The organism is Ectobacillus sp. OTK (assembly GCF_059698935.1).
The window spans coordinates 4,247,238-4,272,347 of the sequence record NZ_AP048547.1 but is presented as its reverse complement, the minus strand read 5'-3'; the positions used below and the strand labels follow the sequence as shown (position 1 = coordinate 4,272,347).

Annotated in this window: 26 protein-coding genes and 3 tRNA genes; 23 read left to right on the top strand and 6 right to left on the bottom strand. The window is 42.0% G+C overall.

The features are described from left to right. Window positions 1–41 precede the first annotated feature (41 nt). From AC6HZ4_RS21200 to AC6HZ4_RS21145, 12 genes are all read left to right on the top strand, one after another. Window positions 42–458, top strand: coding sequence for a cytidine deaminase (locus AC6HZ4_RS21200; RefSeq protein WP_497491754.1), 417 nt, complete (start codon window positions 42–44; stop codon window positions 456–458). Beyond that, entirely contained in the window at window positions 451–1,359 is a 909-nt protein-coding gene (gene era, locus AC6HZ4_RS21195; RefSeq protein WP_497491752.1) for a GTPase Era, read from the top strand. The genes AC6HZ4_RS21200 and era overlap by 8 nt, the downstream gene beginning before the upstream one ends. Before the next feature lie 149 nt (window positions 1,360–1,508). Next, the gene (locus tag AC6HZ4_RS21190; protein ID WP_497491751.1) at window positions 1,509–1,652 is read left to right on the top strand and encodes a YqzL family protein; all 144 of its coding nucleotides are present in this window, start codon (window positions 1,509–1,511) and stop codon (window positions 1,650–1,652) included. 32 nt (window positions 1,653–1,684) lie between these two features. Next, a complete protein-coding gene (gene recO / locus AC6HZ4_RS21185; protein ID WP_497491749.1) occupies window positions 1,685–2,431 on the top strand; it encodes a DNA repair protein RecO in 747 nt (248 codons plus the stop codon). Window positions 2,432–2,701: 270 nt separating this feature from the next. Then, a complete protein-coding gene (ccpN, locus tag AC6HZ4_RS21180) occupies window positions 2,702–3,340 on the top strand; it encodes a transcriptional regulator CcpN (RefSeq protein ID WP_497495795.1) in 639 nt (212 codons plus the stop codon). A gap of 26 nt (window positions 3,341–3,366) precedes the next feature. Continuing rightward, window positions 3,367–4,176, top strand: a complete 810-nt coding sequence (locus AC6HZ4_RS21175) for a pyruvate, water dikinase regulatory protein (protein WP_497491747.1) — start codon at window positions 3,367–3,369, stop codon at window positions 4,174–4,176. A 696-nt stretch (window positions 4,177–4,872) separates the two neighbouring features. After that, window positions 4,873–5,331, top strand: coding sequence for a YaiI/YqxD family protein (locus tag AC6HZ4_RS21170; protein ID WP_497491745.1), 459 nt, complete (start codon window positions 4,873–4,875; stop codon window positions 5,329–5,331). Window positions 5,332–5,369: 38 nt separating this feature from the next. Then, entirely contained in the window at window positions 5,370–7,157 is a 1,788-nt protein-coding gene (dnaG, locus tag AC6HZ4_RS21165) for a DNA primase (protein WP_497491743.1), read from the top strand. 59 nt (window positions 7,158–7,216) lie between these two features. Continuing rightward, entirely contained in the window at window positions 7,217–8,335 is a 1,119-nt protein-coding gene (rpoD, locus tag AC6HZ4_RS21160; protein ID WP_497491741.1) for an RNA polymerase sigma factor RpoD, read from the top strand. A 430-nt stretch (window positions 8,336–8,765) separates the two neighbouring features. Further along, on the top strand, window positions 8,766–9,128 hold the full coding sequence (cccA, locus tag AC6HZ4_RS21155; RefSeq protein WP_497491739.1) for a cytochrome c550: 363 nt from the start codon (window positions 8,766–8,768) through the stop codon (window positions 9,126–9,128). A gap of 297 nt (window positions 9,129–9,425) precedes the next feature. Further along, window positions 9,426–10,133, top strand: a complete 708-nt coding sequence (locus AC6HZ4_RS21150; RefSeq protein ID WP_497491737.1) for a tRNA (adenine(22)-N(1))-methyltransferase — start codon at window positions 9,426–9,428, stop codon at window positions 10,131–10,133. Further along, complete coding sequence (locus AC6HZ4_RS21145; RefSeq protein WP_497491736.1) at window positions 10,130–11,251, top strand: Nif3-like dinuclear metal center hexameric protein; 1,122 nt, start codon at window positions 10,130–10,132, stop codon at window positions 11,249–11,251. Before AC6HZ4_RS21150 ends, AC6HZ4_RS21145 begins: the two co-directional genes overlap by 4 nt. Before the next feature lie 37 nt (window positions 11,252–11,288). Here the strand turns inward: AC6HZ4_RS21145 and AC6HZ4_RS21140 are convergent, their stop codons facing one another. Both AC6HZ4_RS21140 and vrrA read right to left on the bottom strand, forming a co-directional pair. Continuing rightward, window positions 11,289–12,233 carry a 4-hydroxy-3-methylbut-2-enyl diphosphate reductase gene (locus tag AC6HZ4_RS21140; RefSeq protein WP_497491734.1) on the bottom strand — a complete coding sequence of 315 codons (945 nt, stop codon included), beginning with the start codon at window positions 12,231–12,233 and terminating at the stop codon, window positions 11,289–11,291. Between the two features lie 81 nt (window positions 12,234–12,314). Next, complete coding sequence (vrrA, locus tag AC6HZ4_RS21135; protein WP_497491733.1) at window positions 12,315–13,187, bottom strand: VrrA/YqfQ family protein; 873 nt, start codon at window positions 13,185–13,187, stop codon at window positions 12,315–12,317. A gap of 171 nt (window positions 13,188–13,358) precedes the next feature. Here vrrA and AC6HZ4_RS21130 point away from each other — a divergent pair, with 171 nt between their 5' ends. Then, window positions 13,359–14,663 carry a DEAD/DEAH box helicase gene (locus tag AC6HZ4_RS21130; RefSeq protein ID WP_497491731.1) on the top strand — a complete coding sequence of 435 codons (1,305 nt, stop codon included), beginning with the start codon at window positions 13,359–13,361 and terminating at the stop codon, window positions 14,661–14,663. A 267-nt stretch (window positions 14,664–14,930) separates the two neighbouring features. Then, window positions 14,931–15,824, top strand: coding sequence for a deoxyribonuclease IV (locus AC6HZ4_RS21125; RefSeq protein ID WP_497491729.1), 894 nt, complete (start codon window positions 14,931–14,933; stop codon window positions 15,822–15,824). A 226-nt stretch (window positions 15,825–16,050) separates the two neighbouring features. Here the strand turns inward: AC6HZ4_RS21125 and AC6HZ4_RS21120 are convergent, their stop codons facing one another. Further along, window positions 16,051–16,305, bottom strand: a complete 255-nt coding sequence (locus AC6HZ4_RS21120) for a DUF2624 domain-containing protein (protein WP_497491727.1) — start codon at window positions 16,303–16,305, stop codon at window positions 16,051–16,053. Window positions 16,306–16,486: 181 nt separating this feature from the next. Between AC6HZ4_RS21120 and AC6HZ4_RS21115 the strand changes: the two genes are divergently transcribed. From AC6HZ4_RS21115 to AC6HZ4_RS21100, 4 genes are all read left to right on the top strand, one after another. Then, window positions 16,487–17,368 carry a YitT family protein gene (locus AC6HZ4_RS21115; protein ID WP_497491725.1) on the top strand — a complete coding sequence of 294 codons (882 nt, stop codon included), beginning with the start codon at window positions 16,487–16,489 and terminating at the stop codon, window positions 17,366–17,368. A 232-nt stretch (window positions 17,369–17,600) separates the two neighbouring features. Beyond that, window positions 17,601–18,374, top strand: a complete 774-nt coding sequence (locus AC6HZ4_RS21110; protein ID WP_497491723.1) for a metal ABC transporter ATP-binding protein — start codon at window positions 17,601–17,603, stop codon at window positions 18,372–18,374. After that, window positions 18,371–19,204: a metal ABC transporter permease gene (locus tag AC6HZ4_RS21105; RefSeq protein ID WP_497491721.1), complete on the top strand. Its 834-nt coding sequence runs from the start codon at window positions 18,371–18,373 to the stop codon at window positions 19,202–19,204. Before AC6HZ4_RS21110 ends, AC6HZ4_RS21105 begins: the two co-directional genes overlap by 4 nt. A 13-nt stretch (window positions 19,205–19,217) precedes the next feature. Beyond that, window positions 19,218–19,631, top strand: coding sequence for a Fur family transcriptional regulator (locus tag AC6HZ4_RS21100; protein WP_497491719.1), 414 nt, complete (start codon window positions 19,218–19,220; stop codon window positions 19,629–19,631). A 73-nt stretch (window positions 19,632–19,704) separates the two neighbouring features. Here the strand turns inward: AC6HZ4_RS21100 and ispG are convergent, their stop codons facing one another. From ispG to AC6HZ4_RS21085, 3 genes are all read right to left on the bottom strand, one after another. Further along, entirely contained in the window at window positions 19,705–20,790 is a 1,086-nt protein-coding gene (gene ispG, locus AC6HZ4_RS21095) for a flavodoxin-dependent (E)-4-hydroxy-3-methylbut-2-enyl-diphosphate synthase (RefSeq protein WP_497495794.1), read from the bottom strand. Between the two features lie 106 nt (window positions 20,791–20,896). Further along, window positions 20,897–21,241 (bottom strand): protein YqfZ, encoded by a 345-nt coding sequence (yqfZ, locus tag AC6HZ4_RS21090; protein WP_497491717.1) that lies wholly within the window; start codon window positions 21,239–21,241, stop codon window positions 20,897–20,899. A gap of 69 nt (window positions 21,242–21,310) precedes the next feature. Further along, window positions 21,311–22,087, bottom strand: a complete 777-nt coding sequence (locus AC6HZ4_RS21085; RefSeq protein WP_497491715.1) for a DUF1189 domain-containing protein — start codon at window positions 22,085–22,087, stop codon at window positions 21,311–21,313. A gap of 166 nt (window positions 22,088–22,253) precedes the next feature. On the opposite strand from AC6HZ4_RS21085, the gene AC6HZ4_RS21080 reads away from it, so the two are divergent. The 5 genes from AC6HZ4_RS21080 to AC6HZ4_RS21060 all read left to right on the top strand — a co-directional run bounded on the left by AC6HZ4_RS21080 (window position 22,254) and on the right by AC6HZ4_RS21060 (window position 24,971). Beyond that, window positions 22,254–22,330: transfer RNA gene (locus AC6HZ4_RS21080), tRNA-Met, on the top strand. A 4-nt stretch (window positions 22,331–22,334) separates the two neighbouring features. Next, a tRNA-Ile gene (locus AC6HZ4_RS21075) sits at window positions 22,335–22,408 on the top strand. An 8-nt stretch (window positions 22,409–22,416) separates the two neighbouring features. Then, window positions 22,417–22,505, top strand: a tRNA-Ser gene (locus tag AC6HZ4_RS21070). 260 nt (window positions 22,506–22,765) lie between these two features. Next, window positions 22,766–23,377 (top strand): superoxide dismutase [Mn], encoded by a 612-nt coding sequence (gene sodA, locus AC6HZ4_RS21065; protein WP_497491713.1) that lies wholly within the window; start codon window positions 22,766–22,768, stop codon window positions 23,375–23,377. A gap of 316 nt (window positions 23,378–23,693) precedes the next feature. Further along, window positions 23,694–24,971 (top strand): MFS transporter, encoded by a 1,278-nt coding sequence (locus AC6HZ4_RS21060; protein ID WP_497495793.1) that lies wholly within the window; start codon window positions 23,694–23,696, stop codon window positions 24,969–24,971. Window positions 24,972–25,110: the final 139 nt, after the last annotated feature.

The following is a 25,110-nucleotide window of genomic DNA, read 5'->3' as shown; positions in this document are numbered from 1 at the left end:
CTGACTGCTTCATTCAGCTGCATAGCAGTACTTAACTTTAAATGGAGAGGAAGAGAGATGTGAGTATTCAAGATCTTATCCAACAAGCGATAGAAGCGCGCAAAAAGGCGTATGTACCTTACTCAAAGTTTGGTGTTGGAGCGGCGCTTCTTACGAAGGATGGAAAGGTGTATAAAGGCTGCAATGTGGAAAACGCGTCATACGGCTTAACAAACTGTGCGGAGCGCACAGCGTTATTTAAGGCCGTTTCAGAAGGGGATACTGAATTTGCAGCTATTGCTGTTGTAGCGGATACGAGCGGTCCTGTGTCACCTTGTGGCGCATGCCGGCAAGTTATGGTAGAATTGTGCAAGCCGGACACTAAGGTATATTTGTCAAACTTACAGGGGGACATGCTGGAAACAAGTGTCACGGAGCTATTACCAGGAGCATTTTCATCGGAGGATTTACATGAATAAAGAAGGATTTAAATCAGGATTTGTTTCTATTATCGGAAGACCGAATGTCGGGAAATCAACATTCCTTAACCGCATGATCGGTCAAAAAATCGCTATTATGAGCGATAAGCCGCAAACGACGCGCAATAAAATCCAAGGGGTATATACAGAAGAGGACGCACAAATTGTTTTCATTGATACTCCAGGCATACATAAGCCAAAGCATAAGCTCGGCGACTTTATGATGAAAATTGCGCAAAACACGCTTAGAGAAGTAGATATTATTTTATTTATGGTCAACGCCGAAGAAGGACCAGGCCGCGGTGATGAGTTTATTATTGAGAAGCTGCAGCATACGAAGCAGCCGGTATTTTTGATTATCAATAAAATTGATCAAATTCATCCGGATGATCTTTTACCGCTTATCGACAAATATCGTACGTTGTATACGTTTGCAGAGATTATCCCGATTTCTGCTTTAGAAGGAAATAATGTTGATACTCTCGCAAGAACGGTTAAAAAGTATTTGCCAGAGGGGCCGCAATATTATCCCTCTAACCAAATCACAGATCATCCGGAGCGCTTCATTATGGAGGAACTCATCCGTGAGAAGGTGCTGCATTTAACGCGCGAGGAGATTCCTCATTCTGTTGCCGTTGTGATTGACGCGATCCAAAAGCGTGAAGGCGGTGCTGTTTATGTAAATGCGACGATTGTTGTAGAGCGTCCATCCCAAAAGGGGATTGTGATTGGCAAACAAGGCGCTATGCTAAAGGAGATTGGTAAGAGGGCGCGCATGGATATTGAAGCCCTTCTCGGATCCAAGGTTTTTTTAGAGGTTTGGGTGAAGGTTATTAAGGATTGGCGTAATAAAATGACGCAGCTGAGAGATCTAGGCTTCCGCGAGGATGAGTATTTGTAGGAAGCCTTCTAGCTCCCGCGGCCTGCTCGCTACAGGGGAAGACAAGTAAAATTAGAAAAATTTTTCTCACATGAAATCGGACAGTTAAGGTCATTTTAATAACAAGAAATTGAAACATATGCTAGTTTGACCGAGAAAGGTGGGTTCTTATGTTGAAGTTTACCTGGAATGTCTTTGCAAATACGGGCAACATTGAAACATATCTTCTCCTAAAAGAGCTTGAGCGCAGCGGGGAAGAGGTACCAAACCAGCAAAATGAGGAGCTAGCAGAAATCGATTCTTCAATTTCTTGATCTTATCTGTTCGGCCCGCGGAGGTGACGAACATGTTTCAAAAAATTGAGGGAATTGTTATTCGGACAACAGACTATGGAGAAACTAATAAAATTGTCACAATTTTCTCCCGGGAGCTCGGCAAAATAGGTGTTGTAGCAAGGGGAGCGAAAAAGCCGAAGAGTAGACTAGCAGCCATTTCGCAGCCTTTTACACATGGCTATTTTCTAATTCAAATCGGTTCCGGTCTCGGCACACTGCAGCAAGGAGAAGTTCTTTCTTCCATGAAGGACATACGTGAGGATTTAATTGTGACAGCGTATGCTTCTTTTGTAATAGAGTTGACAGATAAAGCAACGGAAGAGAAGCAGCCAAATGCATTTCTATTTGAATTGCTGTATCAAACGTTGCATTATATGGACGAGGGAGTAGACCCTGAGATTTTAGGGCTCATTTACCAAACGAAAATGCTGCCGGTTCTTGGGCTCTATCCGCAGTGGGATGCTTGCTCGGTATGCGGTCAAAGCGAACAGCTTGCCGCCTTCTCTATAAGGGAGGGCGGCTTTCTATGTCACCTTCACGCTAAGCAGGATCCCTATTGTATGTCTATAAACGAGGCTGCCGGAAAGCTCCTTCGCTTATTTTACCATTTTGACTTATCCCGTCTCGGGAGCGTATCAGTGAAAGAAGAAACGAAAAAACAAATTCGAACCGTCTTGTACGCATATTATGATGAATACTGTGGGATTTATTTGAAATCCAGACGATTTTTAAATCAGCTTGACAAATTTCATACATAGATATAAACAGGACCTATAGGAATAGGTTCTGTTTTTTACTTTAAGGAGGTATAAATTTCGAGCTGGAAGCTTATTCAACTTATCAGGAAATTTTAGGAATAAAGTGTAAGTGCAACTACGTCTCTGTCTTCGCCTAACAGCTCGCCAATCGACGAGCTTTCTTTAAAGAAATCTGTCTTTACGAAATAGCGTTCTTTTTCAAGCTCTCTATTTAGTATATAATGTTTAGAAGATGATATAACTTTTTTCGGATGCTGCGTGACGAAGGTGGTGATTACCATAGAACTGAATAAAAGACAAGAACAGATCATCCAGATTGTAAAGGATAATGGTCCTATCACAGGAGAAGCAATTGCGGATCAGCTAAACTTAACGAGAGCGACACTTCGGCCGGATTTGGCCATTTTGACAATGGCTGGCTATTTAGATGCTCGTCCGCGTGTCGGATATTTTTATACCGGAAAAACAGGCGGACAGCTGCTTTCAGAGGCAGTGAAGAAGTTAGTGGTAAAAGAGTATCAATCGCTGCCAGTTGTAGTGGACAAGAACGTATCTGTATATGATGCAATTTGCACGATGTTTTTAGAGGATGTTGGCACCTTATTTGTAGTTGACCACGATGCGTTGCTTGTAGGTGTTTTATCGAGAAAAGACTTGCTTCGGGCTAGCTTGGGCAAACAGGAGTTAACCGCTGTACCTGTCAATATTATTATGACGAGAATGCCTAATATTACGATGTGCCGCAGAGAGGACAGTCTATATGAGGTCGCTAAAAAGCTCATTGAAAAGCAAATTGATGCGATGCCAGTTGTGAAAGAAACAGAGAAGGGTATCGAGGTCATAGGACGCATTACAAAAACAACAATCTCACGGGCATTTGTCGACTTAGTAAATAATGAATTGTTGTAATAGTATATCAAAAGTGAGGGAATGGGATGAATAGTCAAATAGTCTACGTTGTCTCCGATTCCGTAGGCGAAACAGCAGAGTTAGTTGTTCGAGCTGCGATGGGGCAATTTCTTTTTGTGCCGGATATTCGCCGTGTGCCTTATGTAGAGGACACGGGAACGTTAAAAGAAGTGATTTCGATTGCCAAAAGCAATCAAGCAATGATTTGTTTTACACTAGTAAAGCCGTGGATGAGAAGCTATTTAGTGGAAGAGGCAGCCAAAGAGGGCGTTCAAGTATATGATATTATTGGTCCTCTAATCGAGCAAATCCAATCTCAGACTGGGGCAACGCCTCGTTATGAGCCGGGACTCGTTCGTCTTTTAGATGAGGAATATTTTAAAAAGATTGAAGCGATTGAATTTGCAGTGAAATATGATGACGGCCGTGATCCGCGTGGAATTTTAAAAGCGGATATCGTACTTATCGGTGTATCCCGTACATCCAAAACACCATTGTCCCAGTATTTGGCTCACAAACGACTAAAGGTGGCAAATGTGCCGCTCGTTCCAGAGGTAGATCCTCCAGAGGAGCTGTATCGCGTGCCGCGGGAAAAATGCTTTGGATTGAAAATCGACCCGGAAAAATTAAATGATATTCGCAAAGAACGTTTAAAAACGTTAGGGCTAAGCGATGGAGCAACCTATGCGAATATTGAACGAATTAAAGAGGAGCTGCGCCACTTCGAAGCTATCGTTGATAGAATCGGCTGTAAGGTAATCGACGTGTCTAATAAAGCAATTGAAGAGTCGGCAAATGTGATTTTGAATGTATATCAAAATCAACGCAGTCTATAAAAGGGGAATCATGCCCCGTCTTTTAAGCTGAAACGTAAAAATAGACCATCATTGAAAACCCAGTAAAATCAAGGGTTTCGAAGATGGTCTATTTCACATTCTTCCCATTAATTTGTATTGTTTAAGGTTTTTTGGGTCAGGAATTCATAGCTTTTTAATTGATGTCCAGCTCCCATGACCTGCTCTCTTTCACAAGATAACCTGCCTCACAAAAGGCAAAAAGCACCTTCCGTGATGAAGAACACACAGAATACTTCGGTGAATCAGCTCCGTCAACCTGTGTATTTTGTGCACGGGTTGTTTACTACAGGAGTAAAGGCGGGCATCTTAGTACATCAAAAATGTATACAGTTGGCGCATGGGCTCTCCTGAAAAAATGAAATGTTTTTGGATACTATAACATAACGATGCCATAACTGCTTCCAAATATGGGAATGATGGTAGTGGAAAATAGAAAATTCCCTTGTTTGATAAAAATATTTTAAGAAAAATAAAAAGGATTGTAGCGGATTTGAGTGAAATATATTATAATAAAAAATTGTGATAAAAACATATATTTTACGTTTAGACTTTGTTTTTTCCGAATAAACTATGGGTAGAATGATGTGGGCATCTTTTAAGGAAGTCCAACAAAAATCTAGGCAAGAAAACACGCTTTGCGGAAGGATTCAAAGAAGGGATGTAGAATAGAGAAATATGCCAAAAATCAGCAAGATTTTTGTTGATGCCGATGCATGCCCTGTTAAGGAAGAAATTGTGCAAGTCTGTGAAGCATTTCATGTTCCGATTTATTTTGTGGCATCCTACGCACACCAAACAAATTTTGGCGGAGGAACATGGGTGTATGTCGATTCCGTCCAGGATGAAGCAGATTTTCATATTTACAAGCATGCAAAGCCGGGAGACCTTGTCGTAACGCAGGATATGGGTTTGGCATCCCTGCTCGTGAAAAAAGGTGTGCATGTTCTGTCTCCAAGAGGAGCAGCCATCACGGATGAGCAGATGGACACAATTTTATATAGCCGATATGTATCTGCGAAATTACGCAGAGAAGGAACCTTTTTAAAAGGCCCAAAAGCATTTTCCAAAGAAGACAAAAAGAAATTTCAACAAAATTTACAAAAAATATTGTCGAATCATGAAGGAATTCAATAATTTGTATCGAATACAACATACAACACGGAGATGGAGCTATGGCGAACCGAATTCCTGAAGAAGTAGTAGAACAAGTTCGTCGTTCTATTGATATTGTAGACGTTATAGGCGAATATGTTCAATTAAGAAAGCAAGGACGAAACTATTTTGGATTATGTCCTTTTCATGGGGAAAGTACACCTTCTTTTTCCGTTTCGGCTGACAAACAGATTTTTCACTGTTTTGGCTGCGGTGAAGGAGGCAATGCCTTATCATTTCTTATGAAAATTGATGGCATTTCGTTCACAGAAGCAGTGAAAAAGCTGGGAGAAAGAACGGGTGTAGACGTAACGAAATATGTTTCCGAACAAGACGGCATAGAACATCCGCAAGCAGACTACGCCTCCAGCATGATAGAAGCGCACGAGTTGCTCAAAAAGTATTATCATCATCTTCTCGTGAATACAAAGGAAGGAAATGAAGCCTTTCAATACTTGCTTAGCAGAGGGATTTCGAAGGAGACAATGCTGCGATTTGAAATCGGGTATGCGAGTTCCTCTCGAGATCATGCCGCTAAAGTGCTGCAAAAAAGGGGCTTTTCACTTCCTCTGATGGAACAGGCCGGCCTTGTTATACAAAGTGAACAGGACGGCTCCTATTATGACCGCTTTCGTAATCGCATCATGTTTCCGATTCAGAACATGCAAGGCAAGACTGTCGCATTTAGCGGAAGAGCAATCGGGCAAGACAATCCGAAATACTTAAACAGTCCAGAAACGCCTGTTTTTCAAAAAAGCAAGCTGCTTTACAATTTTCATCATGCGCGCCCATCTATTCGGAAACAGCAGCGTGTGCTGTTATTTGAAGGCTATGCCGACGTGCTGGCTGCCATTCGCAGCGGCTTTGAGGAGGCGGTTGCGACAATGGGAACCGCGCTAACAGAGGAACAGGCTAAGATCATCCGCCGCAATACGGAAACTGTGGTTCTTTGCTACGATGGAGACAAGGCTGGCCAAGAGGCAACTGAAAAAGCAGGCCGTGTTTTGCTGAATATTGGCAGTCAAGTAAGGGTGGTTATGCTCCCGGATAAGCTTGACCCGGATGAATATGTTAGAACACACGGCGAGACTGCATTTCGGAATCTTGTGGAGAAAAGCGTCAGTTTTATTGACTTTAAGCTGCAGCATCTCCGCTTCGGACGCAATTTACAGGATCCACAGGAGCAGGGAGAATATATACAGGCTGCTGTTCGAGAACTTGGAAAGTTAACGACATTTGTACAAGCGCAGCCCTATCTGCAATTGCTTGCAAAGGAATTTCCATACCATATTGAGGACTTGCGGAATGAATTGCGTCAACTGCAGCAAAAAAAAGAGCGCCATGTGATTGCACAGACCATGCAGCCAGTAAAAGCGAAGCCGAGATTTGCTGGCTATGAAAGAGCTGAGCGCGAATTGATTTATCATATGCTGCAAAGTGAAGAAGTGGCTCAGCGTGTCCAACCATTCACTGAATATTTTCATACAGAGGAACATAAAGGGATTTTATATGAGCTGTATGCATATTATGAGAAAGGATACGAACCTGATATAAGTCACTTTCTCAATTGGCTTTCGAACGAGCCGTTGAAAAATATTGTTGCGGAACTCGCGACAGATGAAATGATTAACACGGAGTATTCCGAGGAATTGCTTCAAGGGAATCTTGAATCGCTCTATAAACATAAGCAAAAGATAGAACAAATGAATTATATTTTTGAACTGCGAAATCTAGAGCGAACAGATCCGTTAGCAGCAGCCAGGTTCGCACAAGAGCATATCATCAACAAGAGAAAAGCAAAACAATAGCTTTTTCCATGATAACAAGCTATAATTTTTATTTGTATCTCGCGTAAGGAGGGGAACAAATGGCTGACAAATCAGCTCGTTCTAAAGAAATGGAAACTGATGTGACTTTCGAGCAGGTAAAGGAACAGCTTACAGAGCTCGGAAAGAAGCGCGGCGTTCTTACATACGAGGAGATTGCAGAACGCATGAGCGGATTCGAGATTGAATCTGATCAAATGGATGAATACTATGAATATTTAGGGGAACAAGGCATTGAACTGATTGGTGATGCTGATGAGGACCCAAATGTTCATCAATTAGAAAAAGAAGAAGAGTTCGATTTGAACGATTTAAGCGTTCCTCCAGGCGTGAAGATTAACGATCCAGTTCGGATGTACTTAAAGGAAATCGGACGTGTCGATTTGCTTTCCGCTGAAGAAGAAATCCAATTAGCAAGACGTATTGAAGAAGGCGACGAAGAAGCAAAGCGCCGTCTTGCTGAAGCAAATTTGCGTCTCGTTGTTAGTATTGCAAAGCGTTATGTAGGACGCGGTATGCTGTTTCTTGATTTAATTCAAGAAGGGAATATGGGATTAATTAAAGCAGTTGAAAAGTTTGATTACCGCAAAGGTTATAAGTTCAGTACGTACGCAACATGGTGGATTCGCCAAGCAATTACGCGTGCGATCGCTGACCAAGCGAGAACAATTCGTATTCCTGTGCATATGGTTGAGACGATTAACAAGCTCATCCGCGTACAGCGCCAATTACTTCAGGATTTGGGTCGCGAGCCGAGCCCAGAAGAAATTGGAGAAGAAATGGATTTAGCACCGGAAAAAGTGCGCGAAATTCTAAAAATTGCACAAGAGCCCGTTTCATTAGAAACACCGATTGGCGAGGAAGATGATTCACATTTAGGTGACTTTATTGAAGACCAAGAAGCTACTTCGCCTGCTGACCATGCTGCATATGAATTGTTAAAGGAGCAGCTTGAGGATGTGCTTGACACATTAACAGACCGCGAAGAAAACGTATTGCGTCTTCGATTTGGGTTAGATGATGGACGCACTCGCACACTAGAGGAAGTAGGAAAAGTGTTTGGTGTTACGCGAGAACGCATCCGTCAAATTGAAGCAAAAGCACTTCGGAAATTAAGACACCCAAGCCGCAGCAAACGACTTAAGGATTTCTTAGAATAAATGCTTACGAAAGTTTACTTCATTCCAGGTGAAGTAAACTTTTTTTTAAAGGCTTGTTTATGCTTTTGTACAGGAAAGGACATGAGAACTAGTTACAATTCTTGTAATTTATTTTACAGAATTGTCTATTGATTTGCAAATGCTCATTTTATTATTTTTCGAGTAAATTCTGTTTTGGTTTACAATATTTAAGTTGAATAGTGGGAGTTTTTGCTGCATCACGGAGGTTTTTAGCAAAAAAATCTAGAGAAAATCTCTTTCATTTGTCAGAAGAAAAAGACATATTTTCTCTTATGTGGAAAAAATCAGAAAAATTTAGAATATTTTCCCCGCATTTTGGAGTTTATACTTTTCCGATAGAGCGTTTTCAAGTACAATAGAACTGTTCATACAAAATAGTTAATGGGGTACATAGAGGGGGATAAAAGAAATGAAACGCAACCCATTGATTCCATTCGCATTGATTGCAGTTTTAGGGATTGCTTTAACGTTTCTGCTTTCATTCCAAGGGCTATACAAGGCGGAACAACTGGCGGATGCTGAGAAAAACGGCGGGAAAACAACACAAACAGCTGCTTCGAAGCCAGAGGATATTGTTAAGCAAAGTTGCGTAAGCTGTCATGGCGATCAGCTGCAAGGAAATATTGGTCCAAGCTTGCAAAAGGTTGGCGGAAAGCTGTCTAAAGAGGATATTCAAGGTATCATTTTAAATGGTAAAGGAAGCATGCCAGCCGGTTTACTTCCTGCTGATCAAGCTTCAAAAGTAGCAGAATGGCTCGCACAAAAAAAATAATACATTCGACCCTTTGTGATTGTGACAAAGGGATTTTTTTATACTTTAAGAAAGTATAAATTTCCAGCTAGAAGCCAATTCGACGCGGAAGGAAATTTTAGGAATAAAGTATCACAACTACGCCTCTGTCTTCGCCTAACGCTTTGCCAATCGGCGAGTTTTCTTTATGGAATAAAGTATACATGTTGTGAGTCCTAACCCACTTGGTTTATCTTGTGCTAAAATAAGTCAGTACTATAGCTTGCAACAGTATAGAAAAATTTTTATGATGAAGAAAAGATGTAAAGGATGAACAGAATGAATGAGTTAAAGCTTTCAAAGCGGCTTCAGGCCGTTGCGGAGGAAATTATTCCGCAGTCAATCTTGGCTGATATTGGATCGGATCATGCATATTTGCCGTGCTATTCCGTGTTACATAACAGAGTTGTTTCCGCTATTGCCGGCGAGGTAGTAGAGGGCCCGTACCAATCGGCAAAAACTACTGTTGAACAGCTTCATTTAGAAGATAAGATTTCCGTACGCAAGGGAGACGGACTGTCAGTTCTCGCTGCCGGGGAAGCAGATGTGATTACAATTTGCGGTATGGGAGGTGCCCTTATTCGCGACATATTGGAGCGCGGTAAGGATAAGCTGCCAGGGGTGCAGCGTCTCGTACTGCAGCCGAATATTGGAGCTCATAATATTCGCCAATGGTTAATTGAAAATGGGTGGGAGTTGAAGAAGGAACGGATTTTAAAGGAGGACGGAAAGATTTACGAGGTTTTGTGTGCTGAAAAAGGGAATGAGCTGCAGCCTTATCAGGAGAACAAGATGGCGGGAATCTTGATGGGCCCATTTTTACTGCAGGAGAAAAGCGATGTATTTGTAGAAAAGTGGCAGCATGAATTAAAGAATCTTAAAGCTATTTATGAGCAGCTGAACAAGGCGGCGGAAACAGAGGAAACAAGGAAGAAGCGACAGGAATTAGTTGAAAAAATAGGCGTTATTGAGGAGATTTTAGGATGAGCAAAATTCCGAATGGTCATGAAATCATTAACTTATTTGAAGCAATGTATCCAAAGGCCCTTGCTATGGAGGGGGATCCCATTGGTTTACATATTGGTGCTTTAAATCGGCCGGTGACTAACGTATTAATTGCACTAGATGTAACAGAGGAGGTTGTGGATGAAGCTATTGAGAAGCAGGCAGGTTTAATTATTGCACATCATCCGCTTGTATATCGTCCGTTAAAAGCGATTCACACAGATACCGCTTATGGCCGAATCATCGAAAAGTGCATCAAGCATGATATTGCCGTATATGCTGCTCATACAAATGTCGACGTGGCAAGCGGCGGAGTAAATGATTTACTAGCCGAGGCGCTTGGTTTAGTACAAGCAGAGGTTCTTGTACCAACATACGAAGAAAAATTGAAAAAGCTAGTTGTCTTCGTCCCTGTTTCTCATCAGGAAGCGGTGCGGCAAGCTTTGGGAGATAGCGGAGCAGGCCATATAGGAAACTACAGCCGATGCACTTTCAATGTGGAAGGAACGGGAACGTTTTTACCGCTGGAGGGAGCTAATCCGTATACCGGAATAGAGGGGAAGCTTGAGAATGCTGAGGAAGTACGGATTGAAACCATTTTCCCAGCTTCCTTGCAGCGTAAAGTAGTACGAGCAATGCTTGCAGCTCATCCGTATGAAGAGGTTGCGTATGATATCTATCCCCTTGAGAATGAAGGACATGTGTTGGGCTTAGGTAAAATCGGATATTTACCAGAGGCGATGACACTCGAGCAATTTGCTGAATATGTAAAAGAACGATTAGATGTCCCGACCGTCCGAGTTGTCGGAGAGCTGCAGGATAGAGTAAGAAAAGTGGCAGTGCTCGGGGGAGACGGGAATAAGTACATCAAACAAGCGAAGTTCAAGGGTGCAGATGTATATGTTACGGGCGATTTGTATTATCACGTGGCACATGATGCCATGATGCTTGGATTACGTGTTGTGGACCCCGGCCATAATGCAGAAAAAATTATGAAAGCAGGCGTACAAAAGCAGCTGCAGCAAAAAGCAACTGAAAAGAAGCTGGCTGTTACAGTACACGCATCTGCTGTCAATACGGAGCCATTTACGTTTATATAAGAAAAAGCGGAAGAGAGATCTCTCTTCCGCTTTATTTTTATTGATTTGTTTTCACTTTCGGTAAAATCTTAGAAAGCGGCACTTGTCGCTTGCGTTCCCATGTTGCGGGATTGGCTGGATCGTATTGCTCAATGAATGCAATTACTTCTTTTGTAATTGGCGTAGGAGTAGAGGCGCCTGCTGTAATGGCAACAGTTTCAACTCCTTCAAGCCACTCAAGCTGGATTTCGCTCACATCGGAAATACGGTATGCCTTTGTTCCTGCAATTTCCATAGAAACCTGAGCCAAACGATTAGAGTTGTTGCTTTTTGGATCGCCTACTACGAGTGTTAGGTCCGCTTCTTTTGCTTGGTCAGCTACCGCCTCCTGCCGCACCTGGGTTGCCAAGCAGATTTCCTTATGGAATTCTGCTGTTGGATAGCGCTCTTGAATTTTCTTCATAAGATGCTGTACATCCCATTGGCTCATCGTTGTTTGGTTTGTGACCAAAATTCGATCAGTCGGGAGATTCAAGGCAGCTATATCCGTTTCCTTCTCGACAAGATGCACAATATCGGGTGCAATACCGATTGCTCCTTCTGGCTCCGGATGTCCTTTTTTGCCGATGTAAATAACGTGATATCCTTGTTCCTTCTTGTTACGGATTAAATCATGCGTCTTTGTGACGTCGGGACATGTAGCATCAATGGTTGTCAGGCCCTTTTCCTGCGCCCTCCGCTTTACTTCAGGAGATACACCGTGCGCTGTAAAAATGACAGTGCCAGACTCTACCTGTTCTAAAATCTCAAGACGGTTCGGGCCATCCAATGTAATAATCCCCTCTTCTTCAAATGCGTCAGTTACATGTTTGTTGTGGACGATCATCCCTAATATATAAATTGGCCGCGGTAAATCTTTATTAAGCGCTGCATTGCGCGCAATAACCATTGCATCTACAACTCCATAGCAATAGCCGCGCGGGGCGATTTTAATTACCTTCATCTTGTATTCCTCTCCTTTTTAGCAAGGACTTTCACTAGCTAGTCTTCTTTATTATAAAGGAGGAGGGGAGCCTTGACAAAGTTATACGTATAATTTTGGCACCGATGTTTTCATGACAACGGATGAAGCTGGCTGCTCTGGTGGTGCTTGGGTTTTTTCTGCTATTGGATTATCCTGTTTTTTTTCTGTTTTTTTAGTTTCTGGTTTTTCTGTCTTCTTAGTTGCCGGTTTTTCTGTTGTTGGCGTTTCCTGTTGTATGGCTGCCGGTGCTGCTGATGTTGTTTCCTCAGTTGCTGTTTCCTTATTGCCGCTAGGAGTGAGTGCATTTAAAATTTTTGTTAAGTTTGGGAAGTTGCGCACTAGTGGACCATATTGCTGTACAACGGGACCGACAGTTTGTGCGACCTGGACAATTTTTTCTACATTTCCTACGATAGCAGAAGGGTTGGCAACTAAGTTAGAAAAAAAGCTGCCAATTCCTCCGGAGCTGCTTGCTGCTGCAGCACTTGTTGCCGCAGCCTGCGGCATCATTCGGACATTTGTATTTGCATTTGTATTAGGAGCTGATTGTTGACGCGGATGCATCATGGGCTGCGCCTGGGAGCCGTAGTTGTTTATGGGCATAAAGCCCATATTTTGCGAATTTTCATCTTTCTTTCCAAATAGCTTTGATAAAATCCCTCCCTGCCGTTTTTGCCTCATGGGCATTGGCTGCATAGGCATTGGCTGCATGAGCATGGGCTGTATAGGCATTTGCTGCGCAGACATTTGCTGCATAGACATTTGCTGCATAGGCATCTGCTGCATAGGCATTGGCTGCATAGGCATTTGCCTCATAGGCATTTGCTGCGTTCGCTTTTGTTGCACATCCCTCCTCATTCCTCCGGTTGGATATGGGTGTGATTGCGGCATGTACATCATCGGTTGGCGGGGAGGTATTTGTGGTTGGTTCATAAAAAAGAACTCCTCTCTTGTAGGTGTATACACTACCATATGCAGCAATAAGAAAAGAGGTTAGTTTTCCAAGCATAGTATCAAACTAATAATAGCTTTTCCATGCAGAATTGGTTATAATGATATCTTGCCTGATTTGTGCGTTAAATAAGGAGAAGGAAGGTGGAATAGATGACAGCATCATTTGAACAATTTTTATTTCAGCCATTTTTATTAGAGGCTGTAAAAGAGCTCGGCTTTCTAGAGCCAACTGAAATTCAGCGTAAAATTTTTCCGATTGCCAAAAAAGGCCATAGTGTTATTGGTCAATCACAAACAGGGTCCGGCAAAACACATGCGTACTTACTGCCAATCTTACATGCGGTTAAACCGGAACGGGAAGAAGTGCAGGCTGTAATTACAGCACCGACACGCGAATTAGCGCAGCAAATTTATCAAGAAATTTTAAAACTTACAAAATTCTGCAAAGAGGAGCAGATGATTACTGCACGCTGCTTTGTTGGCGGAACGGACAAGCAGCGCACAATTGATAAGCTGAAAAAGCAGCCGCATGTAGTCGTCGGTACACCAGGACGTATTCACGATTTAGTGGAGGAGCAAGCGTTATTTGTGCACACTGCTTCAACCATTGTTGTTGATGAGGCAGATTTAATGCTTGATATGGGATTTATTGAGGATGTGGATAAAATTGCGGCGCGGATGCCGCAAAAGTTACAGATGCTCGTTTTTTCAGCGACTATTCCTGAAAAGCTAAAGCCATTTTTGAAAAAATATATGGAAAATCCAGAGTACGTACATATCAACCCGAATCAAGCAGCAGCACAAAATATCGAGCATGCGATTCTGCCGCTTCGCCATCGCAACAAGAAAGACCTATTGAGAGATATTCTTGTGCAATATCAGCCGTATTTGGCGATTGTATTCACAAATACGAAAAAGCATGCGGAGGAAGTTGCGGATGCGCTAACGGAGCGAGGATTAAAGGTTGGACGTATTCACGGTGATTTAACACCGCGTGAACGCCGGAAAATGATGAAGCAGGTGCGTGAATTAGAGTATCAATATATCGTTGCAACAGACTTAGCGGCTCGCGGTATTGATATTGAAGGAGTTAGCCATGTTGTGAACTATGAACTGCCGGATGATTTGGATTTCTATATTCATCGCGTCGGTCGTACGGCACGCGCAGGCTTTTCTGGAACTGCCATTACGATTTACGAGCCAAGTGATGAAGAAGCGCTGGATAAGCTGGAAAAGCGCAATATTGAATTCCATCATATTGACTTGCGAAGCGGTGAATGGGTGGAACTCGGTCCTCGCAGAAAGCGTCAAAGCCGTAAAAAGCAAGAAAATGAGATGGATATTATGGCAAAGAAGGTTGTAAAGAAGCCGGCTAAAATTAAGCCGGGCTATAAGAAAAAGCTAACTGAGGAACGAGAGAAAATTAAACGGAGATACAGTAAGAAAACGAAATAAGAGCATGCTCCTTTGTTTAAGGATAAGAGATCATAACTTTTGAGATATTATCTAACTTCATCGGCCCGCTCTTATCTCTAGAATAACTCCCGCTGTAAAAAGCACCTTGTGTGGCGGAGAACACAAGGAAAGCTTCAGCGAATCAGTTTCGCTGAAGCTGCACGTTTTGTGTGCCGGTTGTTTTTCTTTAGAAGCAAGGGCGGGCCGATTCTGTTTTTCTTACGTTTTTTATGTTCGTTTGCTTGGTAAACAAATGAGGTGGTACATATGTTGAAAATAGGTTCGCACGTATCAATGAGCGGCAAAAAAATGCTGCTTGCATCAAGTGAGGAAGCAGTTTCTTATGGAGCTACAACATTTATGGTGTATACGGGAGCGCCGCAAAATACGAGACGCAAGCCGATTGCAGACTTAAATATAGAGGCGGGTCTTCGTCATATGAAGGCGCATGGCATTGAGGAGATTGTTGTGCATGCTCCCTATATTATTAATATTGGAAATACGCAAAATCCTGATACATTTCAGCTCGGGGTGGATTTTTTGCGTACAGAAATTGAGAGAACCGAGGCATTGCAAGCGGCAAAGCAAATTGTCCTGCATCCGGGAGCGCATGTTGGAGCAGGCGCAGATGCAGGCATCGCTAAAATTATTGAAGGCTTAAATGAAGTGATAACTGCGGGCCAAACGGTGCAAATTGCTTTGGAGACAATGGCTGGAAAAGGTTCTGAGTGCGGCAGAAGCTTTGAGGAAATCGCTCAAATTATTGACGGTGTTACGCATAACGAAAAGCTGTCTGTTTGCTTTGATACGTGTCACGTGCATGATGCCGGCTATGATATCGTAAACGACTTTGATGGTGTACTAGAGCAATTTGATCGTATTGTCGGCATTGATCGCATTCGAGTGCTGCATATTAATGACAGCAAAAATGAACGCGGCACGCATAAAGACCGTCATGAGAATATCGGCTTTGGACATATTGGCTTTGAAGCGCTTAGCTATATTGTCCATCATCCGCAGCTGCAGCATATTCCGAAAATCCTTGAAACACCTTATGTCGGAGAAGATAAAAATAATAAAAAAGCTCCGTATAAGCAAGAAATTGAGATGCTGCAAAACCGGACTTTTGATCCGGATATTTTGCATAAAATCCTGTTATAAAGAAAACTCGCCGATGGCGAGCCTTTAGGCGAAGTTGCACTTATCGTTTATTCCTAAAATTCCCTGCCGCGTCGAATGGCTTCTAGCTGGAAATTTATAAATTCTTAAAGTGTAAGAAACGCCCCGCGATCTGCTTTCTCTACAGCAAGCAGGCTATGGGAAGCAGGTGTCTTTGAAAAAACTTATACTTATGTACTAAAAAAGGAGAGACTCTACGCTCTCCTTTTTAGTTTAGAAGCTTTTGCAGTAATGTATTCACCTGCTGAGCTGTTGACGGTGAGGTGACCTTTGCAATTTGTTTAATGAGCTCAATCCGCTCTATGTGACTATAAATATTAATATTTTTTCCTTTAATAAGGGAAACAATTTTTTGTGCCTGTTCTTCCGTAATTGGGATTTGATACTCCTTGCTTAATTTCAGCAGCTCATTCGCTGTGATACTGTTTAATTTTTTATTTACAATTTGTTGAATGAAGTTCATACGCTTCCTCCTTTTCCGCTATCTAACGGAATATATGTAAAGGAAGCTTGTTTATATTCCTTTGTTTTCCCAACTTTGAGGAAAGTATGGTATAATAGGTTTTGTTTAGGTTTGTACAAATTTTCACAATCAAAGTGTGTATTCATAGAACAAACAAATAGTATTTTGCAAAGGAGAAGCGATGGGGAATAAACAACATAAAAAAGAAAGTTTTGGTCATATCTTATATCGTCTAGTAATGATTGTGATTGGAGCTGCTTGTGCAGCAATAGCGATTGAGTTATTTTTAATTCCGAACAAAATTATCGATGGCGGCGTAATTGGTATCTCCCTCATTTTAGATTTTCTTACGCCGGAAAGTGTATGGTGGCTTAATTTTTCCACTTTAGTAGTCCTCCTGAATTTACCTTTTATGTACTCCGGATATAAACAAATCGGAAAAACCTTTATGTTTTCTTCTATTTTTGCAATCATCTGCCTTGCTGTTATTGAAGGAGTGCTTCATCATTTTCATCCATTCACAACCAATCCGATTTTAGCCACTGTATTTGGCGGCCTAACTCTGGGTGTTGGCGTTGGGCTTGTTATTCGGCATGGAGGCTCTTTAGATGGAACTGAAATTTTAGGAATTCTGCTTACGAAAAAGCTGCCGTTTTCTGTTGGAGAATTCGTGATGTTTATGAATATCTTTATTTTTGGCTGGGCGGCATTTGTGTTCGGTCTTGAGCAAGCGATGTACTCGGTTATGACGTACTATATTGCATTTAAAACAATTGATACAGTTATTCAAGGTCTTGATGAAACAAAGGCTGTTCTCATTGTTTCAGATTATTATGAGGATGTTTCAAACGCCATTTTGGACCGTCTTGGCCGCGGCACAACGAAGCTCGCTGGAAAGGGAGGATATACAGATAAGGAAAAAGAGGTTATTTATGCTGTTATTACTCGCCTTGAGGTAACGAAGCTAAAAAGCATTGTGCATGAAATTGATCCGAATGCGTTTATTACCATTATGAATACGCAGGAAACAAAAGGAGCAAAGTTTAAATCTGCAATCCATTAACAAGAGGTGGCGCCATCTCTTGTTTCACTTTAGGAAAGTATAAGTGCAGCTATACCTCTGTCTTCGCCTAACGGCTCGCCAATCGGCGAGTTCTCTTTATTTCGTGCAAATAGGCGAAAAGAGGAAAGGCCTATTCTATTGCAAGATAAATGAGTTTACAATCTGCGCGAACTGTACTATAATTCGAACAGATATAAATCGGAAGAATTCTGAATTATAAAGGTGAGATACGATGACATATTGTATAGAAATTGATCATTTGTCGTTTCAGTACGAGGATCAAAGGGTACTAGAGGATATTCATTTAAATGTTCCTAAAGGTTCTTTTCTTGGTTTGGTTGGTCCGAATGGTTCCGGTAAATCTACACTTTTAAAATGTATATTGGGTATTTTAAGACCAAACCAAGGAACGATTCGGTTATTTGGTACAGATAGCCGCAAATTTAAAGACTGGAATAAAATCGGCTATGTGTCTCAAAAGGCAAGTAGCTTTAATTCTGGATTCCCGGCAACTGTATTTGAAGTAGTATCAATGGGGCTTGTATCAAAAATCGGTTTGTTTCGATTTTTGAATAAAGCACAAAAGAAAAAGGTGCAGCAAGCAATCGCTGATGTCGGCATGAGCGAATTTATGGACCGCAACATTGGGGAATTGTCGGGCGGACAGCAGCAGCGTGTTTTTATTGCCCGGGCGCTTGTCAGCGAGCCAGAGCTTCTCATTTTGGATGAACCGACAGTGGGTGTTGATGCCGAAAATGTACAAAACTTTTACAGCATGCTGGAGTATTTAAATAAACAGCTTGGGATTACACTTATTCTTGTTACACATGATATCGGAGCGATTACGGAAAAGGTCACACATGTTGCTTGCTTGAATAAGCATTTGCATTTTCATGGAGAGACAGAGATATTTGAGGAGCGGAAGGACCATGATTTGTCATTATTTTATGGTCATCATATTCATCTGCTTGAGCATAGTCATGAGCATCACGGGAGGACAAGATGATACAAGATTTTTTGCAGTATGATTTTTTGCGTAATTCGCTTTATGCCGCTATTCTGATTGGTCTTGTTGCCCCGCTGCTTGGTGTGTTTATTGTCATTCGGCGCCTGTCGCTTATTGCGGATGCACTTAGCCACGTGACGCTTTCTGGTATTGCAGCAAGCCTTCTTCTGGAGAAAACATTATTTCCGGGAGGGTTTATTAATCCATTATATATGGGCATGGTGTTTTCCATCGGCGGAGCGCTGTTCATTGAAAAACTGCGGAGTGTGTACAAGCATTACCAAGAGCTTGCCGTACCAATTATTTTATCGAGCGGAATCGGACTTGGTGTGATTTTTATTTCATTAGCGAATGGTTTTAATACCGATTTGTTTACCTATTTATTTGGAAGTATCAGTGCGGTGAGCGAGGGGGACCTTTCCGTTATTATCGGCATAGCTGTTCTCGTCCTTGCGGTAGTTTTCCTTTTATATAAAGAATTGTTTTTACTTTCCTTTGATGAAGAGTATGCGACAGCAACTGGTCTGCGTGCCAAGTGGATTCACTTTATTTTTATTGTGCTGGTTGCGCTTGTGATTGCTGCGTCCATGAGAGTTGTCGGTATTTTGCTCGTATCATCGCTCATGACCTTACCAGTCGCGGCGAGCATTCGCATCGCAAAGGGTTTTAAACAGACCATTTTCTTTTCTATTCTTTTTGGAGAACTGGCTGTTATCGGAGGGCTTATCGTATCGTATCAACTAGATTTGGCTCCGGGCGGTACAATTGTAATGATTGCTGTTATGATTTTGGTCGGAGCGATTATGTGGAAAAAGAAAAAAACAGCGTAAAGTAGGGATGGACATGAACCTGACAGAAGCGTTAAAGCTAATGAAGGAGAACGGATTTAAGCATACAGGAAAGCGTGAAGATATGCTGAATTTATTTTCTTCACATAATAAATATTTAACAGCAAAAGACGTGTTGGAGAATATGAAGGATGATTATCCAGGCTTAAGCTTTGATACAATCTATCGCAATCTATCTCTGTTTGTTGAGCTTGGTATTTTAGAGCAAACGGAATTGAACGGGGAGAAGCACTTCCGCTTTACCTGCTCAACGACGAAGCATCATCACCACTTCATTTGTCTTGACTGTGGGAGAACGAAAGAGGTTCACGTCTGTCCGATGGACGTGTCCTTTCCAGAGTTCGAAGGCTTTGAGGTAACAGGACATAAATTCGAAATCTATGGGAAATGCCCAGAATGTACAAAATAAAAAAAGCGGACATGAGTTCCGCTTTTTTTATTTGAAGATAAGAATTATAACTTTTGAGGCGTAAGAGCTTTTCTTACTTTTGCTGCGCCTTCGCAGCGTATTCCTCTGCAATCTTGTCGACTTCTTTTTTCAATTCCTCTACCATTACAGCCTCTGGTACCTTACGGACAATTTGGCCTTTGCGGAAGAGAAGACCTTCACCGCGGGCGCCGGCAATACCGATATCCGCTTCTCGTGCTTCTCCCGGTCCGTTTACCGCACAGCCTAACACAGCTACCTTAATCGGCGCTTTTATTTTGGAAATGTATTCTTCAACTTCATTCGCGATGCTAATTAAATCAATTTCAATGCGGCCGCAGGTTGGGCATGAAATTAATGTAGCAGCATTGGAAGAAAGGCCAAATGATTTGAGTAATTCACGCGCAACCTTCACTTCCTCTACTGGGTCAGCGCTTAAGGAAATGCGCAATGTATTGCCGATTCCCTTGCTTAAGATTGCACCGAGACCTGCTGCGCTTTTCACTGTTCCGGCAAACAATGTTCCTGATTCTGTAATGCCAAGGTGAAGAGGGTATTGAAAAGCTTTTGCTGCTTTCTCATATGCTTCAATCGCTAGGTTTACATCAGATGCTTTCATGGACACGATAATGTCATGAAAGTCCAGATCTTCCAAAATCTTAATATGGTGAAGTGCACTTTCCACCATTCCGTCAGCTGTTGGATAGCCGTATTTCTCTAAAATATGGCGCTCCAAAGAGCCGGCATTGACACCGATTCGGATCGGAATACCTTTCGCTTTTGCGGCATTTACAACGGCTTCTACCTTTTCGCGTCTTCCTATATTTCCTGGATTAATGCGAACCTTATCGACGCCGCCCTCAATTGCCTTTAAAGCAAGACGGTAGTCAAAGTGAATATCCGCAACAAGAGGAATATTGATTCGCTTTTTAATATCCGCGATGGCATTCGCAGCGCGTTCATCTGGAACGGCAACGCGAACAACCTGGCAGCCTGCCTCCTCTAGGCGGAGAATTTCTGCTACCGTTGCCTCGACATCATGTGTTTTTGTTGTTGTCATGCTTTGTATCACTAATTCATTATTTCCACCAATTGTTAAGTTTCCGACCTTCACTGGTCGGGTTTTTGTACGATGTGTAATTTCATTCACGAACATATCGCTCTCCTTGTAAAAGAGTTAACCGTAACGGCTGCCCTCCCTATTGTATCAGTGCTTTCATAAAATTGACAAGAATTTATGATGTTCCTCATTTATATAATGGGAATTTATATCTCTTTCCTATTCTCAGCTTAGATGGAGATTCGTTTGTATTTAGCTTTTTAAAATCATTTGTAATCGTGTCTACAGAAGGCAGCTTGCCTCTTTTGTTAATGGCTTCTACAATGGAAAGAACGGTATCGCCGCTTTTCACCTCGATTTGTTCATATTCGGCATCTGCTTCGTTTTGCACGATGGTGCTGGAATCCTTAACAGGCTTTGCGGTTGTTTCCTGTGCTTTCGATTTGAGGAGCGGCAGCGTTCCAATGGTTATATCGTAAAATAAAGAGTATCCGATTAGTAAAATAACAAGCGTTATGCCGATGCGTTTCATACATTCTCCCCCTTCTTTGTAGAGAATATATGCTTGTCCTACAAAAAAATGCCGCACTCGGCGGCATTTTTACAACATTTTTTTTTCCTTTACAGGAGGAATTTCCTTCAATATTAAATAGAGAACAAAACACGCAACAGCGACGAAAATCAAAAATGAGTGTAAAACCACTATATTTAAGAATTTCATAATCATAAAAAATACAATCGGAATTGTAAAGCTGTACGCCGTCAGCGTCCATGCCTGCTTATAATTAAGATTGCGCCTCATTTGAGCGGCGAAAAACCTGCCGATGAAGGCAATAGCAGTCACGCCAAACAACACGACAAAGCTGTCAAACAAATATAAAAGCGTACCAAGAACAACTAAGGCAATCGGATAGATGCTTTGGATCATGCTAAGAAAATCTTCTATATCCGCTTTTGTGATCGTGGCATTGTTCAGCAACGAGTATTTATATGTTTCGTTGTTTGTATCTGAGACGATAACTGCTTGATGCTTTAAAAAAAACAAGCCATCCTGCTTGGTGAGAGAGGAAGGAAGCTCCTCGCTGTTTGGGTCAAACAGGAATATAAAATTATCCTCTTTTTTTAAAACGGGCTCCTGTATATCCGCTTTTAACTCTCCTTGTTCAATTGTAAATTCTGGAATTTCTGATTGTACGGTCCGTTCAGCAAGAGATAATTCCGTGCGGACCAAATTTGTCAAATGAACCATTTCTGGAATAAGGGCAAGTAAAGAAAGAAGAAATATGTATAAAATTGATTTTCCGATTTTTTGAAATCGATAGCGTGCCATATCTTTTGGGGAGTATATGCTTTTATACAACTGCTGGAATACTGACATGATTTCACTTCCTTCTTTAAAATTCGGCATCTTCATTGTAACGCAGCGGGAAGAGGAAGGACAAGGCATAGATATGGAAAGATTTGCGAGAATATGGAATAATTACGATTGACATAGTTATTTTACATATGATAAATTTATATATGTCTCAAGTTTGTATCGTTATGGCGGTGTAGCTCAGCTGGCTAGAGCGTACGGTTCATACCCGTAAGGTCGGGGGTTCGATCCCCTCCGCCGCTACCATAAAGGACCCTTAGCTCAGCTGGTTAGAGCAGACGGCTCATAACCGTCCGGTCGTAGGTTCGAGTCCTACAGGGTCCATCCATCTTGGAAAAGTACCCAAGTGGTTCAAGGGGTCGCACTCGAAATGCGATAGACGTGCAAGCGTGCGTGGGTTCGAATCCCACCTTTTCCGCCATACATATGATCAAAAGCTCAAGCTCCCAATTTGGGGCTTTTTTTATTTACTCTGGACAACTGCCAACATCAGTGATTCCTGAACAAGACAGGCTTTTCCGTTTCGTTCATTATGGGATGCTTCTTGCGAAAGAATCGCATTCCAAATTGTGTAAAATAAAAAGCAGATTTATTTTCCATCTTGAAAAAATAGTGTACAATAAGTATGGGCTATAGGCAGAGAAGCTTGCGTCCAAGTACATATACGGGAGGAATTACAAAATGGCAAAGTATGAATTACCACAATTACCTTACGCTTATGATGCGTTAGAGCCTCATATCGATAAGGAAACAATGAACATTCACCACACAAAGCATCATAACACTTACGTAACAAACGTAAACGCAGCTTTGGAAAACTATCCAGAATTGGCAGCGAAAAGTGTAGAAGAGCTTATCTCTAACATGGAAGAAGTACCAGAAGCAATCCGTACTGCAGTTCGCAACAATGGCGGCGGTCATGCAAACCACTCCTTATTCTGGACAATCCTTTCTCCAAATGGCGGCGGCGAGCCAGTAGGCGAGCTTGCAGCAGCAATCAACACAAAATTTGGCAGCTATGCTGCATTTAAAGAAGAGTTTACAAAAGCAGCTACAACTCGCTTCGGTTCTGGTTGGGCATGGCTTGTTGTAAACAATGGTGAAATCGAAGTAACAAGCACTCCAAACCAAGACTCTCCATTAATGGAAGGAAAAACACCTGTTCTTGGATTAGACGTATGGGAGCATGCGTACTACTTGAACTACCAAAACCGTCGTCCTGACTACATTGCTGCATTCTGGAATGTAGTAGATTGGAACGCTGTTGAGAAACGCTACCAAGAAGCAAAATAATGATTTAGCAGGCCGGATATCCGGCCTGCTTTTTTTAGGCTGTTTTCGCATAGATTGTTGCTTTTGCATGTGGCCGGCAGCACGCTGCAGCACTGTGAGAAGAGGTGAGAAATTAGAAATGAGAGGTTGATTGCAAGAGGCGAATAGCCTCTTGTTTGTATCGAAACATGTTCTGTTTATTCCTGCAGCAACAATTGTTTAGAAAAGAGCCTTTTTTATGCTGCTGCATGGGTCTTCAGTTGTTCTCCCCTTTTCCTTACATAATTCTCCCGTAACTCGGAAGACTAAACTTTGAAGTAAAGGGGAGTTTTGAATGATGAAAACAAAGCACTTAATTGGAGATGTGGAAATCAACCGTGATCTTGTTTTGCTGTTAACAATCGGCGGATTGTACACATTAGCTATTTCATTGTCCAATACGTTTGTAAACATTTACATTTGGAAGCAAACGAAGGATTTTCTGAATATCGGGATCTATAATTTAGCTGTTGTTGTAGCGCAGCCGGTTACATTTGCGCTTGCAGGGAAGCTGGCGAAAAATGTGGATCGCATCATTATTTTGCGCTTAGGAGTGAGTGCACTTGCCGCGTTCTTCATCACCGTTTTATGGACTGGAACGCATGCATCACAATATATTTTACTTATTGGAAGCATGCTTGGAATTGGCTATGGATTTTATTGGCTCGCATTTAATTTACTTACATTTGAAATTACGGAGCCGGAAACGAGGGATTTTTTCAATGGTTTCCTCGGGCTCTTAACGTCACTTGCCGGCATGGTCGGTCCTATTTTGGCCGGATATGTGATTTCCCACATGAAAAGATGGAATGGGTACACTTTTATTTTCATTCTTTCATTAACCTTATTTACTATTGCGATTGTGCTGAGTTTTTTCTTGTCACGCCGGGAGTGTGAGGGGAAATACGAGCTCATGAGAATTATTCGGGAACGGCGATATAATCGAAATTGGAACCGGGTGACGCTTGCTCATTTTTTCCAAGGACTTCGAGAGGGAACCTTTGTATTTGTTGTCTCGGTCTATGTGTACATAACAACGGGAAGTGAGCTTGCCATTGGAAAGTTCGGGCTTGTCAGCTCAGGTGTTTCGTTTATTTGTTATTATCTGGCAACTCGCTTCATTAAAGATAAGTATCGGAAAAAGGCAATTTTTCTTGGGGGACTGCTTTTGTACGCAGCGGTGTATCTTGTGATTATCGATGTCACCTACCGGAAGCTCCTCATTTATGCAGGCTGCATTGCGGTGGCGTATCCTATTTTGCTTGTGCCGTATATGTCCATGACATATGATGTGATCGGAAAGGCTCGTCAAGCGAAAGAGCTGCGTGTCGAGTATATCGTTGTCCGTGAGCTGTTTTTAAATTTCGGAAGAATCTGCTCCATCGTCTCCTTTTTGCTTGCTGTTCATTTTTTTCAGCCGCAGCAAAGCCTCCCTGTTTTGCTTGGCATTTTAGGAATCGGGCATTTTCTCATTTATTTTGCAGTTCGTAATGTAGCATATCATCCAACCGTGCAGCCTAAACCAGGACTGCAAGTATCTCGAACGAGGCAGGAACTTACGGAAGGTGAAGGTTAACTTCTCGTATGTTTTATGGTAGAATAAGAACTATGTGAGGACACCTTGTCTACAAGGTGTCCCTTTTTCCGGCTTACTCAATATAGCTGACTTCCAAAGCTATAGATGATGTGTTTGACTGAAAGGAGGGGAAGAGGAG

Coding starts and splice junctions, on each gene's coding strand:
- AC6HZ4_RS21200 (WP_497491754.1), top strand. CDS start 42: ATGGAGAGGAAGAGAGATGTGAGTATTCAAGATCTTATCCAACAAGCG.
- era (WP_497491752.1), top strand. CDS start 451: ATGAATAAAGAAGGATTTAAATCAGGATTTGTTTCTATTATCGGAAGA.
- AC6HZ4_RS21190 (WP_497491751.1), top strand. CDS start 1,509: ATGTTGAAGTTTACCTGGAATGTCTTTGCAAATACGGGCAACATTGAA.
- recO (WP_497491749.1), top strand. CDS start 1,685: ATGTTTCAAAAAATTGAGGGAATTGTTATTCGGACAACAGACTATGGA.
- AC6HZ4_RS21175 (WP_497491747.1), top strand. CDS start 3,367: ATGAATAGTCAAATAGTCTACGTTGTCTCCGATTCCGTAGGCGAAACA.
- AC6HZ4_RS21170 (WP_497491745.1), top strand. CDS start 4,873: ATGCCAAAAATCAGCAAGATTTTTGTTGATGCCGATGCATGCCCTGTT.
- dnaG (WP_497491743.1), top strand. CDS start 5,370: ATGGCGAACCGAATTCCTGAAGAAGTAGTAGAACAAGTTCGTCGTTCT.
- rpoD (WP_497491741.1), top strand. CDS start 7,217: ATGGCTGACAAATCAGCTCGTTCTAAAGAAATGGAAACTGATGTGACT.
- cccA (WP_497491739.1), top strand. CDS start 8,766: ATGAAACGCAACCCATTGATTCCATTCGCATTGATTGCAGTTTTAGGG.
- AC6HZ4_RS21150 (WP_497491737.1), top strand. CDS start 9,426: ATGAATGAGTTAAAGCTTTCAAAGCGGCTTCAGGCCGTTGCGGAGGAA.
- AC6HZ4_RS21145 (WP_497491736.1), top strand. CDS start 10,130: ATGAGCAAAATTCCGAATGGTCATGAAATCATTAACTTATTTGAAGCA.
- AC6HZ4_RS21140 (WP_497491734.1), bottom strand. CDS start 12,233: ATGAAGGTAATTAAAATCGCCCCGCGCGGCTATTGCTATGGAGTTGTA.
- vrrA (WP_497491733.1), bottom strand. CDS start 13,187: ATGAACCAACCACAAATACCTCCCCGCCAACCGATGATGTACATGCCG.
- AC6HZ4_RS21130 (WP_497491731.1), top strand. CDS start 13,359: ATGACAGCATCATTTGAACAATTTTTATTTCAGCCATTTTTATTAGAG.
- AC6HZ4_RS21125 (WP_497491729.1), top strand. CDS start 14,931: ATGTTGAAAATAGGTTCGCACGTATCAATGAGCGGCAAAAAAATGCTG.
- AC6HZ4_RS21120 (WP_497491727.1), bottom strand. CDS start 16,305: ATGAACTTCATTCAACAAATTGTAAATAAAAAATTAAACAGTATCACA.
- AC6HZ4_RS21115 (WP_497491725.1), top strand. CDS start 16,487: ATGGGGAATAAACAACATAAAAAAGAAAGTTTTGGTCATATCTTATAT.
- AC6HZ4_RS21110 (WP_497491723.1), top strand. CDS start 17,601: ATGACATATTGTATAGAAATTGATCATTTGTCGTTTCAGTACGAGGAT.
- AC6HZ4_RS21105 (WP_497491721.1), top strand. CDS start 18,371: ATGATACAAGATTTTTTGCAGTATGATTTTTTGCGTAATTCGCTTTAT.
- AC6HZ4_RS21100 (WP_497491719.1), top strand. CDS start 19,218: ATGAACCTGACAGAAGCGTTAAAGCTAATGAAGGAGAACGGATTTAAG.
- yqfZ (WP_497491717.1), bottom strand. CDS start 21,241: ATGAAACGCATCGGCATAACGCTTGTTATTTTACTAATCGGATACTCT.
- AC6HZ4_RS21085 (WP_497491715.1), bottom strand. CDS start 22,087: ATGTCAGTATTCCAGCAGTTGTATAAAAGCATATACTCCCCAAAAGAT.
- sodA (WP_497491713.1), top strand. CDS start 22,766: ATGGCAAAGTATGAATTACCACAATTACCTTACGCTTATGATGCGTTA.
- AC6HZ4_RS21060 (WP_497495793.1), top strand. CDS start 23,694: ATGAAAACAAAGCACTTAATTGGAGATGTGGAAATCAACCGTGATCTT.